Genomic DNA, 14,658 nt, shown 5'->3' with positions numbered 1-14,658 from the left:
GGTTTTTACTCGGGTTACATTTTCTTAGATAAAAAATGTTTCTGATATTCTTATATGGTAACTTTTAGATTGATTTTAGTTGATTTTTACTCGTTTTAGGGTATTAATATGATGTGTATGTTAAATAAATTTGTTTTTTATTTTTCAAAAGGCTGAGCTGAATGGGCTTCTATTTGAGAAATGACCTACTGGCTATACGTACTTGAGTTTGGTCTTCGGTAACTATGGTAAAAGATGAAGAAGACGTTTCACAGCTTTTTCCTGGGTTGTTTCTTTTAAAGCGTAGAAATCAACTTGACCCTGTTCAGTCAAAAGTACACCATCCCAATTGCCAATCTGATCGCGATAAATAATCGCATAGCCTGATAAATCGCTTTTAAGCTCACGTCGGAGATCATCGAAAATATTTTCAATGTCATGATATACGCTGCGATTTCCCAAATTCAAATCAACAATAGCAATAACATTTCCCTGAATAGTGTATACATAATCTGACCGAAACTCAGCATTCATTGTGAAGAGGGTGTGTTATACTAGTCCTATAACCATTTGTCTAGCGATATAGTTATCAATAGGTTCATTTTTATCGATTATAAATAAACGGGCTGGCTTATTTCGACTACTGTGTCAATCATTAATAATGACTAACGGATTGATTATACGCCATCAGGAAAATGTACATTTTAGAACGTAGTAGTGGTCAATAAGATAATTTACTTTACGTACTTTTGCTGCATGGAAGTAGACTATATGGACGTAGAAGTGCCTGCAATGGAAATTCTTAAGAGTAATCGTCTTGTTCACCTGAAATACGATATTCGCGGCCCGATTTACGAGAAATCGCTTGAACTGGAAAGTCAAGGTTATAAAATCATCAGTCTCAATATTGGCAATCCTGCTACGTTTGGCTTTGATGCGCCCGATGAAATTGTCCATGATATTATCCTGAATATACGTAATGCGCAGGGGTATTCTGATTCGCGGGGCTTGTTTGCAGCCCGAAAAGCGGTGATGCACCACACACAGAATATTGGCTTACCCGGAATTACTATTAATGATATATTTATTGGCAACGGCGTTAGTGAGCTGATTATGCTGTCGATGCAGGCGTTGCTCAATGAAGGTGACGAAGTACTGGTTCCATCGCCCGATTATCCCCTATGGACAGCCTCTGTAGCTTTTTGCGGGGGTAAACCGAAGCATTACGTATGCGATGAAGATTCGGACTGGAATCCGGATCTGGCCGATATTGAACGGAAAATTACCCCTCGTACACGTGCTATCGTTGTAATAAATCCAAACAATCCGACAGGAGCCGTTTATAATAAAGACGTATTGGCTGGGATTGCCCGGATTGCTGAGCGGCATAAACTCATTGTTTTTTCGGATGAGATCTATGATCGGATCCTGTATGATGGAGCGGTGCATTATCCTATTTCCAAAATGATTAATGACACCCTTTGCATCACCATGGGCGGCCTTTCGAAAAATTACCGTGCCGCTGGTTTTCGGGGAGGGTGGATGATTCTGAGCGGTGCCAGACATCGGGCAAAATCATATATCGAAGGCTTAACATTGCTGGCCAGTATGCGTCTTTGTGCCAACGTTCCGACTCAATATGCTATTCAGACAGCGTTGGGCGGATACCAGAGTATCAACGACTTAGTAATGCCGACGGGGCGTTTACACCGTCAGATTATGTTGGCTTACGAACGGATGATTGCCATTCCGGGCGTCACCTGCGTAAAGCCTAAAGGTGCCTTATATATCTTCCCTAAAATTGATTTGTCGCAATTTAATCTGGCCGATGACGATGATTTTGTATTGAACCTGCTGACCGAGCAAAAAGTATTGGTTGTGTCGGGGAATGGATTCAATTATACCCATAGCGACCATTTTCGAATTGTGTGCCTTCCTTCTATTGATGAGATGACAGTTGCTATGGATCGTATTGAAACGTTTCTGGAAAGTCGACGGCGGTCATATCAACAAATTCCTGAATTAGTTTAATGTACAGCGAAAAATGGAAGGCTGGATGGCTTTTTACCGAATAAAGGAAAAATGTAGGCGATAGAAACGATTTATCTTGCCAGTTCGTTATAATGTTCCGCTCCATAAAAAAACAAGTCTGGATTAATAGAAACTTGATTTTTTAGATAGAGCGGTTGTATTATTGACGATATGGTGAGTACGTTTCGCGCCCACTACCTTTTTAAATAGCCACATGGAAGAAACAAAAGAAAATGTTCATCGCTCTGAAACGCAGAGTACCGAACGTATTGCCCACGATTTACCCAAGCGCGACGAGTTACTCTTAACCCCCGACGAACAACGTATTAAGGAAGCCTTTCAGGATCACGACTGGAACGAAATCAAAACAGCCGACTCATGGGTCATTTTTAAGGTGATGGCCGAGTTTGTTGAAGGCTTCGATAAATTGGCTAAAATCGGCCCCTGCGTGTCTATTTTCGGCTCGGCTCGTACCAAACCCGATAATCCTTACTATAAGATGACCGAGGAAATTGCCGCCAAGCTAGTTCGGCATGGCTACGGAGTTATCACGGGTGGAGGACCCGGTATTATGGAAGCCGGTAATAAAGGAGCTTTCGAACAGGGCGGCAAATCGGTTGGCCTGAATATTCATCTACCGTTCGAGCAACACAGCAATATTTATATTGATCCTGACAAGAACATTAATTTCGATTTCTTTTTTGTCAGAAAAGTCATGTTTGTTAAATATGCTCAGGGCTTTGTTGTGATGCCCGGTGGTATGGGAACACTCGATGAGCTATTTGAAGCGATGACGCTGATTCAAACGCGTAAAATTGCTCGTTTCCCCATTGTTCTCGTTGGCCGGTCTTATTGGCAGGGTTTAATTGACTGGATAACCAATGTTATGTTAGGAGAGCAGCATAATATTAATCCAGAGGATATGAAACTTATCAGCATTGTTGATACGCCTACCGAGGCAGTCAGCGTAATTGATGAGTTCTACAATAAATACCTGTTGAAACCTAATTTTTGATACGTAGTACCGAACCAAAAGAGCCCAGTTGAATGAGTTTCAACTGGGCTCTTTTGGTATAATTTATAATGATATCAGAACGTAACAGGCGTTTCAACGAGTGTATTATCCCAGCCGATAATCATAACTGCTTCATTCATCTTATCCCCTGATTTTTTGAATTGTATAGAAAGGTTTTCAACTGGCTCATCTGATCTCTTAACAGGTACGTTGACACGTAGCACATCCAGATCCTGTTTATAACTATATGCTCCCCATTGATCCAGATCGGTGTTGAAAATGAGTGTCCATTCTGTTTCGTTCGGAATTGCGTAGAAAGAATAGATTCCTGCTTTTATCTTTTTGCCCTGAACTGTAGCGTCGGTGAAAAACTTGATTTCTGTAGCTTCGTTGGCCCCCACTCGCCAAACCTTGCCATAAGGAATTAGCTTTCCGAAAATTTCCCGATCTTTCTTGGCAGGGCGGCTATACGTAACACGGGCGTAAACTTTATCACCTACTTTCGCTGGAGCAAACTTACGATCATGAGCAAAATCATCAGGATAATAAGCCATATCCATTGGACTTTTATCCAGGCCTCTTAATTTTTGAGCGTCAGCAGTTCCGGCAAAGCAGAGAAGAAGGCACGCAACTATGCCAATGTATTTCATTGTTTAGAGATTAACAGGTGAATAATGGAATGTTACTACGTTAAAAAGGCGTTTCCTGACTTGGGTCTGCGTTTCCAAAGTTCGACATATCATTGGCTTTGCTTTTGAACACGCTACCCGCCGATGGGCCATCGAAGCTACTTAAGCCATTCACATCTGAACCAAATCCTTGCGCCTGTACAGGTTCAAAATATGAATCGAGATCGCAGAATTTAGTGAACTTACCGACAAACTTAAGCTGAACTGTATCGAGAGAACCTGAGCGGTTTTTAGCAATAATGACTTCACCGACCCCGAGTGTCGAGTTGCCGTTTTCATCCTGAGTAATATTGTAGTATTCAGGGCGATACAGGAAGCAAACCATGTCGGCGTCCTGCTCAATAGATCCCGATTCCCGAAGGTCAGAAAGCTGCGGTTTTTTGTCGCCACCACGGGTTTCAACGGCCCGGCTCAACTGCGAAAGAGCAATAACCGGTACGTTCAGTTCTTTAGCCAGGTTCTTCAATGCCCGCGAAATCGAAGCAATTTCCTGTTCGCGGTTGCCACCAGCCCGGCCCGACGTATCGCCCGACATAAGCTGGAGATAGTCAATTACCACCATCTGAATGTCGTGTTGCGCTTTCAGACGACGGCATTTGGCACGTAGTTCAAGAATCGATAGGGCAGGGGTATCGTCAATAAAAATAGGCGCTTCGGTTAGCCGCTGAATTTTATGGTGCAGTTGCTGCCATTCGTGCGGAGCCAGGGTGCCTTTTCTGATTTTCTCCGAATCGATTTCTGCTTCGGCCGAAATCAAGCGATTCACCAGCTGTACTGACGACATCTCCAGCGAGAAAATCGCAACAGGTTTCCCATGATCGACGGCTGCGTTACGTAACGCACTGACTACAAATGCAGTTTTCCCCATGGCTGGCCTAGCTGCCAAAATTATTAATTCGGTTGGTTGCCAGCCCGACGTAACCCGGTCGAGATTGGTAAAGCCAGATGGTACGCCAGTGAGCCCTTCCTGATTTTTCTTGGTTTCAAGTTCATTAAGAGCCATCCTGACGATGGTACTCATATCGGCGTAGTTCTTCTTGATGTTCGATTCCGAAATCTTGAAGAGCGATTGCTCAGTACGGTCGAGAAGCTCAAATACATCGGTCGTATCCTCGTAAGCATCACGGAGAATCGTAGACGACATGGTAATAAGTGCCCGCTTCAATGCCTGTTCTGAAACGATACGGGCATGATACTCAATGTTAGCCGCAGAATTGACCCGGAATGTTAATTCCGATACAAAACCTCCGCCACCTACTAATTCAATTTCGCCGGTTTTACGAAGCTGCTGCGTAACTGTCAGTAGATCGATTGGATCGGAGTTGCCGAATAGCGTCAGAATGGCGCTGTAGATGCGCTGGTGAGCCTCTTTATAAAATGTCTCTGGCTTTAAAATGTCGACAACCTGCGACAGTGCATCTTTTTCAATCATTAACGCACCCAGCACTGCTTCTTCCAGATCGAGAGCCTGAGGGGGTAGTTTGCCGAGACCTGTATCAAGCCAATGATTACCAGCCTGCTGGCGACCACCTGCAAAGCTTGTGTTTTTGCGAAAGTGTTGGTTTGGACGTGCGCTATTCTCCATATTCTTACTGCAAGTTTACGCAATCACCACCCCATAAGGCAAATCCTGTTAAGCTGACGTATAGTCTTTTTAATTTCCTTACAGGTCGTAACATTCTGGTAATGTTCGTTCTATAAGGCCAAAAAATTTTTTGATAAATTTTAGGGCAGGATGCTGGAAGAGGTGCGAACATGTTATGGAGAGAGGCAGTAAGCTGTCCATCAGAAAGATACGCACTTATTTATAACAAAACCTTGTTTTATGCAAAAATTAAGTAACCGTATTAATAAATCCTCTAAGGAATAAATTTTTCACAAAATACGTTGTAGAAGCAAACAAATCGCTTATTTTTCGGAATAACCAACTAAATCAATTTATCATTTGGTCGAAAAAGTCATCACCCTCGACAATGTCTCGCTCATCGACTTTCTGGGCGTGGAAAATAATAATATCAAAGAGGTGGCAGCCGCCTTTCCGATGAGTAAAATTATTTCGCGCGGAAATGAAATCCGGATAAAAGGTACTACGTCGGAAATTAGTCGAATCAGCGATATTTTGGAATCTCTACTTGAGCATTACCAGAAATATGGGAAACTAACCCAGGAAAGTATTCAGAATTACATTAGCCACAGTGGGCAGCCAATAAGTGGAGTAACTCCGCCCATACCGCCCGAAGATGATGAAGTTCTGGTATACGGAAACCGGGGTATAGTGGTTCGGACCCGTACCGATAACCAGAAACGCTTGGTTGAAGCCGCCGAAAAACACGATCTGGTTTTTGCCGTTGGGCCAGCCGGAACCGGAAAAACCTACACGGCTGTGGCTATTGCCGTACGGGCGTTAAAAAACAAGGAAGTAAAAAAAATCATTATTACCCGCCCTGCGGTTGAAGCGGGCGAGAATTTAGGATTTTTACCGGGCGATTTAAAAGAAAAGATCGACCCTTATTTGCGTCCGATTTATGATGCGCTCGATGATATGATTCCAGCCGAGAAACTTAAGTTTTATACGGAAAACAGAATCATTGAAATTGCACCACTGGCTTACATGCGTGGTCGTACGCTCAACAATGCATTTATTCTGCTCGATGAGGCTCAGAACACGACCACGATGCAGATGAAGATGTTTCTGACGCGGATGGGGCCAACCTCAAAGGCGATTATCACCGGCGACCGATCGCAGATTGACCTCCCAAATCGGCAGAAATCGGGACTTATTGAGTCGGTCGATATTTTGAAAAATATCAAAGGGATTGCCTTCGTTGAACTTGATGGGCGCGACGTAGTGCGTCACCGACTCGTTCGTGAAATTATTAATGCGTATGATAAAGCAGGGCAACAATAGCCTGACTTCACAAAAATGGAAACGAATCGGTTGGCTGGCCGGTTCGTTTCTGTGTATGTTCACATCAATCGGTTGGACCCAATCAACCTCAGCAAACGTAACAGATGAAGACGTAGCAAATCGCTGCGCTACGTCGGTTCGTGAACAGATTCTACAACAGCGCGATCCCAATCGTCTACGATTGATTAACAAACTGAATCGTCAGCTTCAGGAACTGGAAGATAGGTCTCCTTCGCTACGTCAGCAGGCCATCGATACCGTTTATCGAATACCAATTGTTGTACACGTAGTACATAACAATGCTTCTGGCTCAACTGGTGGATCAAATAACAGCAATATTTCAGACGAACAGATTCGGTCGCAGATTCAGGTGCTGAATGAAGATTACCGGCGCAAACCGGGCACAAACGGCTATAATACCAGCCCGATTGGAGCCGATGCCGGAATCGAGTTTTTTCTGGCTACAACCGACCCAAATGGCAAGGCTTCAACAGGAATAACCCGGCACTATTACCCAAATAAAACATCATTCAACGTATTTACAGACGATCGGCTACTGTCGCAAATTGCCTATTGGCCCAGCGATCGCTACCTTAATATCTGGGTAACTACCGTCGAAAGCTATTTAGGTTTTACGCAGTTTCCGGTAGCAGCCGATACGTTAAATGGCTTGATAGCACCGGGCGATGCGAACGAATTTACGGACGGCTCAATCATTGATTATCGCTATTTCGGTAAGCAAATTGGTACCGTTACCAGTTCGTTATATGCGCTCGGACGTACTACTACCCATGAAATCGGTCATTGGCTGGGCTTATTTCACCCAAATGGCGATGGTATCTGTGGCGATGATTTTGTTGTAGATACACCCCCTACCGAGAGCCTCAATCAGACTCGCTTTTGTAACGATATTTTTTCGAACTGCACAGGGAGACCCGTACGGTCGCTCATCGAAAATTACCTGATGTATTCGCCAGATGTTTGCATGAATATGTTTACCGCCGGTCAGGTAGCCCGGATGCGACGGGTGCTAATGCTCAGTCCACCACGTGCCCGACTTATTAAATCGGTGTCCGCTCCTTTGGCCGAAACAGAAGCATTAACAATTAATGTTTACCCGAACCCCGCCGTTAGTGATCCCACAATTGATGTGCAGTTAAAGGGTTATCAATCGTTTATGATTGACTTGCTCGATCTGAACGGTCGTTATCTACGTAGTTCATCTTATACTGATTCTCCAAGCACGCGCGTTTCCTTATCTGTCAACGGATTGACTAAAGGTGTGTATATTGTCCGGGTAAAAACAGATAACGAAGTTACCAGTAAGCGCTTACTGGTACTGTAGTTGCCGTTAACTGAAAATTATCCTGGTTATGATTGACGTATTACCTATTTCCAATCCCGACGATCTTGAACAGGCTTTTGCCATACGACGGAAGGTTTTTGTTGAAGAACAGCGCGTATCCGCACGGGAAGAGTATGACGAATTTGAGGAAACCAGCCGCCATTTTCTGGCTCGTGCCAACGGTGAACCCTGTGGAACAGCCCGTTGGCGCCGAACTTCAGAGGGAGTTAAACTTGAACGATTTGCCGTATTAAGTGGCTGTCGGGGTAAAGGAGTGGGTAAAGCATTAGTTCAGGCTGTTCTTGACGACGTATTCAGTCAGCAACCCGAACCCATTGAGCGAATCTATCTTCACGCTCAGGTAACCGCGATGCCGCTCTACGCTGGTTTTGGCTTCGTTCCGGTTGGTTCAATGTTTGAAGAGGCCAACATCCAGCATTTCAAAATGGTGTTACCCGGATCGGCCTATAAAACAGAATGAGAGGGCTTCCTTTTGTTCGCTACGTAGCGGCATTGGCAACCGGAATCATACTTTATGTACTATTGCCTGATTTTTATCAGGTGCCTTTGCTCGCTTTATTGATTGGGGCAGGTCTACTGGCTTGGGCTCATCTCCAGAATACGCTAAAACGTATTAAACCTGTCCGTCTGACGTCAGGTATTGGTGGTTTGCTTCTTTTACTTGCCTTAGGCTGGGAATTTACCTGGCAACGTACTGCCAGCAATCGGCCTGATAACCTTGTTCATCTGGTCGATACGCTCAAGGCTTATGAAGGTGTTGTAGTCGCCCAACCCGAAGCGAGAGCCAAAACCTTTCGGGTTGAATTAGAAATTCGACGAGGGCAATGGCAAAATAATAAGCTGACAAGACGTAGCGAAACGGCCTTGTGGCAGCCGTTAACTGGACGAGTAATTGTTTATCTGGACAAGGCTGGTCAGACTATGCCACGCTATGGCGAAGTTTGGCTGGTTTCTGGGGCTCCGCGAGTGATTGACCCACCCTTGAATCCAGGTGAGTTCAACTATAAGCGATATCTTAGTTATCGAAATATTTACCACCAGCAATATCTCCGTCCTTACCAGCGACAACTTCTCGGCTTAGAACCACCCAGCCGTTTGATTCAACTTGCTACGTTGGTGAATCGATGGGCCGACGTTACGTTTATTCAGCAGATCGGTTCTCGCGCGGAGTTTGGTATTGTCAATGCCATGCTTCTGGGCGTTCGCGATGATCTGGATACGGATACGTACCGGGCTTATTCAACGGCTGGGGCTGTTCATATTCTATCTGTTTCTGGGCTGCATGTCGGCATTTTGTTCAACGTACTAACTCTTGCGCTTGGCTTTCTGACAAAGCGACCACGTGGCAAACTGCTGATGGCTGGTATTCAACTGGCTATTTTGTGGTTCTACACACTTGTTACGGGATTTTCTCCGCCAGTGTTACGTTCCGCCTGCATGGTCACGCTGGTAATTCTGGCCAATGCAATGGGACGCCAGCAACAGGTGCTCAATTCATTAGGAGTTTCTGCATTTTGTATCCTTTGTTTCGATCCATATGCTTTATTTTCAGCCGGCTTTCAGCTTTCGTGTTTGGCTGTAGCGGGTATTGTAGCTTGGGAGTCATCACTTTATCAGTCTGTTACGTTATCCAATAAGTGGATAGACAAATTCTGGAAACTTACGTCTGTAGCGTTAGTAGCGCAGTTAATCACGTTTCCACTGGGTGTTTTTTACTTCCACCAGTTTCCGACCTATTTCCTGCTGGCTAATCCGCTGGTTATGCTACTGTCGGCGGTGTTGCTTCCATTGGCAATGGCTACGCTGGCACTGAGTTGGTTGCCCTATGTAAGCAACGTGCTGGGATGGCTTCTGCAAAAAGTTGCCTTGTTACTCAACTACGTAGTGACACAAATAGGGGAGTTGCCGGGGGCTAATTGGGATGGATTATGGCTATCTCCGCTAGAAATGCTGCTGGTTTTTGCGGTAATTCTAACCGGTGTGAATTTACTGCTAACTCGCCAGAAAGTTTATGTATGGGCGCTTTGCGGCTTTGCTACGTTGCTGGCAGGGCTAAATCTATGGCGGGAATACACGCAAAATCAGCAGGAACGTCTAGCGGTGCATTTTTTGCCACATCGCACGGCTATAAGTCTCACCAATGGACACAGTAGTACGTTATTGACCGATCTCGACACCACTGATACCCGCTCTTTTGATTTCTATCTTAAAAATACGTTTGGGCAATGGGGTGTTTCAAACCTGACAGTAGCCAACCTAAAAAAGGAATTGCCAACTAACGTAGCGGCTCATTACCAGAGCAAAGAGTACATTTTGTGGGTATGGAAAGGTAAAACCTTTCTGCTTGTCAATACATTGAGTGGCTCACGAGGAAAGAATAGTTCAGGAGCCTGGCGTTTACCAGCTGTAGTCGATTATCTGATAATCAGACGTAATGCGCTACGTAGCTGGGAACAACTCAATGGGCGCGTAGTGGCCCGCCATATTATTTTCGACGATTCTAATAAAACGCCACTTACCGACAAACTACTGGCCGAAGCAAAAGAACGTAGTATTACTTGTTACTCGGTTCGACAAATGGGTGCTTACGTAGCGGAACTGGAGTGAACGAGTGCACTAAAATTTCATGACCGGATTTGGTCGGGTGAAAGGCGGTTGACGTAGCAGGTTAAACGAATTTTCATCACCAAGCATAACGGCCCTGCGTAAATCGTTTTCTGCCTGAGGGAGTTGACGTAATCGAATACGTGCCAAAGCGCGCCAGCGGTAAGCATCTGGTTTTTCATCTCGAAAATACCAGACGGCTTTGTCGAATTCTCGAAATGCCTGCTGAAATTCGTCGGTATGATAAAGGGCAACTCCCCGATCTAAGTAACAATCTGCTAACGTATTATCGCGACTGATAGCTTCGGTCAGATCGTAAATAGCCGAGTAATAATTTTGCTGATCAAGCTGGCATTTTCCCCGATAGGCGTAAGCGATGGCCGATTTTGGATATTGACGAACGGCTTCGTTGAAGTACGTATGTGCGTCATCGAATTTTCGCTGTCTAATTAATTCAACCCCCTTCTGAAATCGTTTCAAGTCTTTTTCGGCTGATGTATCGTGGTCTATCCAGAAATACCGGATGGTCATGTAGACTCCGAACAGCAGACTCAACAACATCACTTCCATAACTAAGTCAGGTTGGTTGTATTAGGCGAATTTACAACGTTTTTAGCTTTTCATCCAGCGTAATATCATCAAGTCAGTGTCGCCAGCACTGCTTTGGGTAAACTTTTTCGAACAAGTTCATACGAATGGTCAATCCATTCCTGAACATCACTGCTACGAACCTGGCCATCGACCGTTACCGTGTTCCAGTGTTTCTTATTCATGTGATATCCCGGGGCAACGGCACTATGTTCGTCGCGCAATTGAACGGCCAGTTCGGGATCGCATTTGAGATTGATCGTTGTTGGGCGACTTTCGGTGGAAAGCAAAGCAAACATTTTTCCGCCAACTTTGAACACCAGTGCATCACCCCCAAACGGAAACGATTCGGTTACATTAGGTTTGCTCAGGCAATAATCACGCAGAGTTTCAACATTCATCGGCTACAGTGGCGAACAGAGTACACAATGATTGCAATCAGGAACATGACGATAGATACCCGATTGATACCGTGCATAATACGTAGGTTTGTACTACTAGGCTGATTGGGGTCAGGTTTCCGGAAAACACGGATGAAGTAAGTAAAAACCGGACCAATTTTGAGATAATCAATGAATCGATTCACAAGTGGTTAATGTATAATTGACAATGTGAAATGAACAACGACATGTTTAGTAACGTAACAAAGTTGGAGGTAAAAACATTGGCTTTACTTCCTCATTCATTCACTAAAGTTGGTTCAATCCAGCGGGAATCTTCTCGAATCAGCTCAATCAGTTCATCGACAGCACGGTCTGCATGAACTGATTTTTTGACGACCTGCTGGCCCCGATAGAGCGCAATCTTATCCCGACCAATGCCTACATAGCCATAATCAGCGTCGGCCATTTCGCCGGGGCCGTTTACAATACAGCCCATTATGCCAATTTTAACTCCTTTCAGATGGTCGGTACGTTGGCGAATAAGGGCTGTTGTTTCCTGTAAATCGAACAACGTTCGGCCACATGATGGACATGAAATGTATTCCGTTTTAGTGATACGTGTCCGGGCGGCTTGTAAAATGCCAAAAGCCAGATTGTTGAGCGATTTTAGCTGGTCATTTGCCGACGACGATAACATAATGCCATCGCCCAATCCATCTATCAATAATCCTCCTGCGTCGGTTGCGGCATATAACGCTACGTCTTCATTTGGTACGTTGGTGTAATTACGTTGAACCACTACTGGAAGCGTAATGCCCTGATTAATAAGTTCAACAAAAAACCTACGAAGCTCCGCCATCGCATGTTCATTCTCCGTAGTGATAACCAGTACGGCCGTCTGATCATTACGTAGCGTTTGGAGCAACTCTGTCGATAAATCAATTAACGATAGCCGAATAAAATTCAAACGCTGATGTAAAAGCGAGTGGTTATTCAGGACTTCCAGATACGCATCTGGGTTGAGTAATGGATACGTATTGATCTGATCAGAAACCGTTTGCCACGTAGCATAATCCAGAATCTGTCTCAGTCCGTTCGGAAGCATAAACGTTGCCGGATACGACCCGGTATAGATATAGTCGGCCCCGAGATCGTTCATACGCCACTTATCTGGCTCAGGCAGGTAAAAGTGCCCTATGGGTTTTAAATCGTCGTGCTGGGTTACGGGCGATTGACTGAAATCGGCAATCACACGCGGTACGTTCTGTCCACCGAAGTTGGCTACTTCGTGGGTTGTGCGACGAACGTACTGAAATGGATTGATCGGATACGTAGTAATTTCCGGAATAGGCTGGCTATTGGCTGCCCGATTTGTATATCGTTCAATAAGGGCCTGTGCTACAGGGGCTTCTCGTTCGGGTTCTTCGGTAAGCGATACGCGGACGGTATCGCCAATACCATCTTCCAGTAACGTACCGATACCTAACGCTGATTTAATACGTCCGTCTTCGGCTTCACCGGCTTCGGTAACACCGAGGTGAAGCGGATACGGCTTCAGCCCTTCTTCGTCGAGTCGTTGAACCAGCAGCCGATAAGCCTGAACCATTACCTGCGGATTACTCGACTTCATCGACAGGACGATATTGAAATAATTTTCGTCTTCGCAAATACGCAGAAACTCCAGCGCCGATTCAACCATACCTACTGGAGTATCGCCATAACGGCTTAAAATCCGGTCGGATAGCGAACCGTGATTGGTTCCGATACGCATGGCCGTACCATACTCTTTACAGATACGTACCAATGGTAAGAATTTAGCCCTGATACGTTCCAGTTCGGCAGCGTATGCGGAATCTGTATAATCAATGAATTCAAACCGCTTGCGGTCGGCGTAATTGCCCGGATTGATACGTACCTTTTCTACGATTCGGGCGGCTAGTTCAGCAGCGTTGGGCGTAAAATGGATATCAGCAACCAACGGCGTCGTATAGCCACGGGCACGTAACTCTTTTCGAATATTTTCCAGATTCTGCGCTTCTTTCACGCTGGGAGCCGTGATGCGTACATACTCACAACCCGCTTCAATCATTCGGATCGTCTGCTCCACCGATCCCAGCGTATCCATCGTATCGATGGTTGTCATCGACTGCACACGAATTGGAAAATCGGAACCCATTGGTACGTCGCCAATAGCTACCGGAATCGTTTTCCGACGAACGTACTGCGTCAGCGAAGGTGTGTAGAGAACAGGTGAACCCGCTTGTGCTGGGGTTCTGGCTGTGATGGGTAATGAAGGAGTAAGAATCGAATCGGACATACAGGTATCGGCATAGCCGTTTGACCAGACAAAGGTACGGAAAAACACGCGGTTCGGTTTCGTACCCACTATCTGGAAAACGTAGAGAAATCGGTTAATGTTCGTCTAAATGGTATTTATTCCGTTCCAAAACTGTATTTATAGAGAATTGACTTCTTGCTTGATTATGAATTGGTTAGGTAGATAAATGCAAACAAAAAAGTCTTATACTGGTTAATTAATATAGATTGGATCGCTTGATTGATGTTGAATTTGAGCGAATTCCAGATACGAAATACAACCAATTAACTAATACGTTACGTTATGAAAACCAAACTAATCGGTGCATTGATGCTGGCGTTTTGTATCAGTGTAGGAGCTTACGCACAGGATTCGACTGCCATGAGCAAGAAGGAAATGCGCAAACAGGAACGTGCCGAGCGAAAAGCCCGTGTGAAAGAGAGCCTTAATAGTGCCGGTGAAGATATTGGCGATGCGGCTACTGAAATGAAACGGGGTGCTAAAAGAAAGGCGAAAGTAGCGGGTGAAGCAGTCGATAGTGCAGCTACTAAAACTGGCCGTGCCGTAAACAAAGGATTGGATAAAGCAGAAAACGCCATCATTACTGAAGGCGATAAAATTAAAGCAAAACGTGATTCGTCGCGTGCCGCGAAAGCTGAGCGTGATACGTTGTAAACGTGATGCTGATGTAGTTCAGAACGTAGCAGACTGAATCGTATGGTTCACGAACTGTATTCATAAAAGAGATTACTCCGATCTATCCCAACGTAAGGAATAG

General features: G+C 45.0%; 14 protein-coding genes. 7 read left to right on the top strand and 7 right to left on the bottom strand.

Going from position 1 to position 14,658, the window contains the following annotated elements:
- Positions 1-222: 222 nt before the first annotated feature.
- A complete protein-coding gene (locus ACYVD4_RS19960; protein ID WP_460948725.1) occupies positions 223-513 on the bottom strand; it encodes a hypothetical protein in 291 nt (96 codons plus the stop codon).
- Between the two features lie 258 nt (positions 514-771).
- On the opposite strand from ACYVD4_RS19960, the gene ACYVD4_RS19955 reads away from it, so the two are divergent.
- Together ACYVD4_RS19955 and ACYVD4_RS19950 are read left to right on the top strand one after the other, a co-directional pair.
- Entirely contained in the window at positions 772-2,010 is a 1,239-nt protein-coding gene (locus ACYVD4_RS19955) for a pyridoxal phosphate-dependent aminotransferase (protein ID WP_460949310.1), read from the top strand.
- 214 nt (positions 2,011-2,224) lie between these two features.
- Positions 2,225-3,025, top strand: coding sequence for an LOG family protein (locus tag ACYVD4_RS19950; RefSeq protein WP_460948724.1), 801 nt, complete (start codon positions 2,225-2,227; stop codon positions 3,023-3,025).
- Between the two features lie 74 nt (positions 3,026-3,099).
- Here ACYVD4_RS19950 and ACYVD4_RS19945 read toward each other — a convergent pair whose 3' ends face one another.
- A complete protein-coding gene (locus ACYVD4_RS19945) occupies positions 3,100-3,675 on the bottom strand; it encodes a DUF2911 domain-containing protein (RefSeq protein ID WP_460948722.1) in 576 nt (191 codons plus the stop codon).
- A gap of 40 nt (positions 3,676-3,715) precedes the next feature.
- Entirely contained in the window at positions 3,716-5,299 is a 1,584-nt protein-coding gene (gene dnaB / locus ACYVD4_RS19940) for a replicative DNA helicase (RefSeq protein WP_460948721.1), read from the bottom strand.
- Between the two features lie 360 nt (positions 5,300-5,659).
- Here dnaB and ACYVD4_RS19935 point away from each other — a divergent pair, with 360 nt between their 5' ends.
- From ACYVD4_RS19935 to ACYVD4_RS19920, 4 genes are read left to right on the top strand one after another with little or no spacing between them, the layout of a single operon-like run.
- On the top strand, positions 5,660-6,622 hold the full coding sequence (locus ACYVD4_RS19935) for a PhoH family protein (protein ID WP_460948720.1): 963 nt from the start codon (positions 5,660-5,662) through the stop codon (positions 6,620-6,622).
- Positions 6,600-7,967 (top strand): M43 family zinc metalloprotease, encoded by a 1,368-nt coding sequence (locus ACYVD4_RS19930; RefSeq protein WP_460948718.1) that lies wholly within the window; start codon positions 6,600-6,602, stop codon positions 7,965-7,967. Before ACYVD4_RS19935 ends, ACYVD4_RS19930 begins: the two co-directional genes overlap by 23 nt.
- 28 nt (positions 7,968-7,995) lie before the next feature.
- Complete coding sequence (locus tag ACYVD4_RS19925; protein WP_460948716.1) at positions 7,996-8,448, top strand: GNAT family N-acetyltransferase; 453 nt, start codon at positions 7,996-7,998, stop codon at positions 8,446-8,448.
- A complete protein-coding gene (locus ACYVD4_RS19920; RefSeq protein ID WP_460948715.1) occupies positions 8,445-10,595 on the top strand; it encodes a ComEC/Rec2 family competence protein in 2,151 nt (716 codons plus the stop codon). Before ACYVD4_RS19925 ends, ACYVD4_RS19920 begins: the two co-directional genes overlap by 4 nt.
- Positions 10,596-10,604: 9 nt before the next feature.
- Here ACYVD4_RS19920 and ACYVD4_RS19915 read toward each other — a convergent pair whose 3' ends face one another.
- The 4 genes from ACYVD4_RS19915 to ispG all read right to left on the bottom strand — a co-directional run bounded on the left by ACYVD4_RS19915 (position 10,605) and on the right by ispG (position 13,880).
- A complete protein-coding gene (locus ACYVD4_RS19915) occupies positions 10,605-11,162 on the bottom strand; it encodes a tetratricopeptide repeat protein (protein ID WP_460948714.1) in 558 nt (185 codons plus the stop codon).
- Between the two features lie 68 nt (positions 11,163-11,230).
- A complete protein-coding gene (locus ACYVD4_RS19910) occupies positions 11,231-11,581 on the bottom strand; it encodes an MmcQ/YjbR family DNA-binding protein (protein WP_460948713.1) in 351 nt (116 codons plus the stop codon).
- Entirely contained in the window at positions 11,578-11,766 is a 189-nt protein-coding gene (locus tag ACYVD4_RS19905) for a DUF6728 family protein (RefSeq protein ID WP_460948712.1), read from the bottom strand. The genes ACYVD4_RS19910 and ACYVD4_RS19905 overlap by 4 nt, the downstream gene beginning before the upstream one ends.
- Before the next feature lie 92 nt (positions 11,767-11,858).
- Positions 11,859-13,880 (bottom strand): (E)-4-hydroxy-3-methylbut-2-enyl-diphosphate synthase, encoded by a 2,022-nt coding sequence (ispG, locus tag ACYVD4_RS19900; protein ID WP_460949309.1) that lies wholly within the window; start codon positions 13,878-13,880, stop codon positions 11,859-11,861.
- A 303-nt stretch (positions 13,881-14,183) separates the two neighbouring features.
- Here ispG and ACYVD4_RS19895 point away from each other — a divergent pair, with 303 nt between their 5' ends.
- Positions 14,184-14,555, top strand: coding sequence for a hypothetical protein (locus ACYVD4_RS19895; RefSeq protein ID WP_460948711.1), 372 nt, complete (start codon positions 14,184-14,186; stop codon positions 14,553-14,555).
- Positions 14,556-14,658 lie beyond the last annotated feature (103 nt).

The sequence above is a fragment of the Spirosoma daeguense genome, from assembly GCF_054776875.1.
Note: the sequence above shows the minus strand (reverse complement) of the source record. Positions and strands in the feature narration are given on the sequence as shown.

Coding starts and splice junctions, on each gene's coding strand:
- ACYVD4_RS19960 (WP_460948725.1), bottom strand. CDS start 513: ATGAATGCTGAGTTTCGGTCAGATTATGTATACACTATTCAGGGAAAT.
- ACYVD4_RS19955 (WP_460949310.1), top strand. CDS start 772: ATGGAAATTCTTAAGAGTAATCGTCTTGTTCACCTGAAATACGATATT.
- ACYVD4_RS19950 (WP_460948724.1), top strand. CDS start 2,225: ATGGAAGAAACAAAAGAAAATGTTCATCGCTCTGAAACGCAGAGTACC.
- ACYVD4_RS19945 (WP_460948722.1), bottom strand. CDS start 3,675: ATGAAATACATTGGCATAGTTGCGTGCCTTCTTCTCTGCTTTGCCGGA.
- dnaB (WP_460948721.1), bottom strand. CDS start 5,299: ATGGAGAATAGCGCACGTCCAAACCAACACTTTCGCAAAAACACAAGC.
- ACYVD4_RS19930 (WP_460948718.1), top strand. CDS start 6,600: ATGATAAAGCAGGGCAACAATAGCCTGACTTCACAAAAATGGAAACGA.
- ACYVD4_RS19925 (WP_460948716.1), top strand. CDS start 7,996: ATGATTGACGTATTACCTATTTCCAATCCCGACGATCTTGAACAGGCT.
- ACYVD4_RS19920 (WP_460948715.1), top strand. CDS start 8,445: ATGAGAGGGCTTCCTTTTGTTCGCTACGTAGCGGCATTGGCAACCGGA.
- ACYVD4_RS19915 (WP_460948714.1), bottom strand. CDS start 11,162: ATGGAAGTGATGTTGTTGAGTCTGCTGTTCGGAGTCTACATGACCATC.
- ACYVD4_RS19910 (WP_460948713.1), bottom strand. CDS start 11,581: ATGAATGTTGAAACTCTGCGTGATTATTGCCTGAGCAAACCTAATGTA.
- ispG (WP_460949309.1), bottom strand. CDS start 13,880: ATGTCCGATTCGATTCTTACTCCTTCATTACCCATCACAGCCAGAACC.
- ACYVD4_RS19895 (WP_460948711.1), top strand. CDS start 14,184: ATGAAAACCAAACTAATCGGTGCATTGATGCTGGCGTTTTGTATCAGT.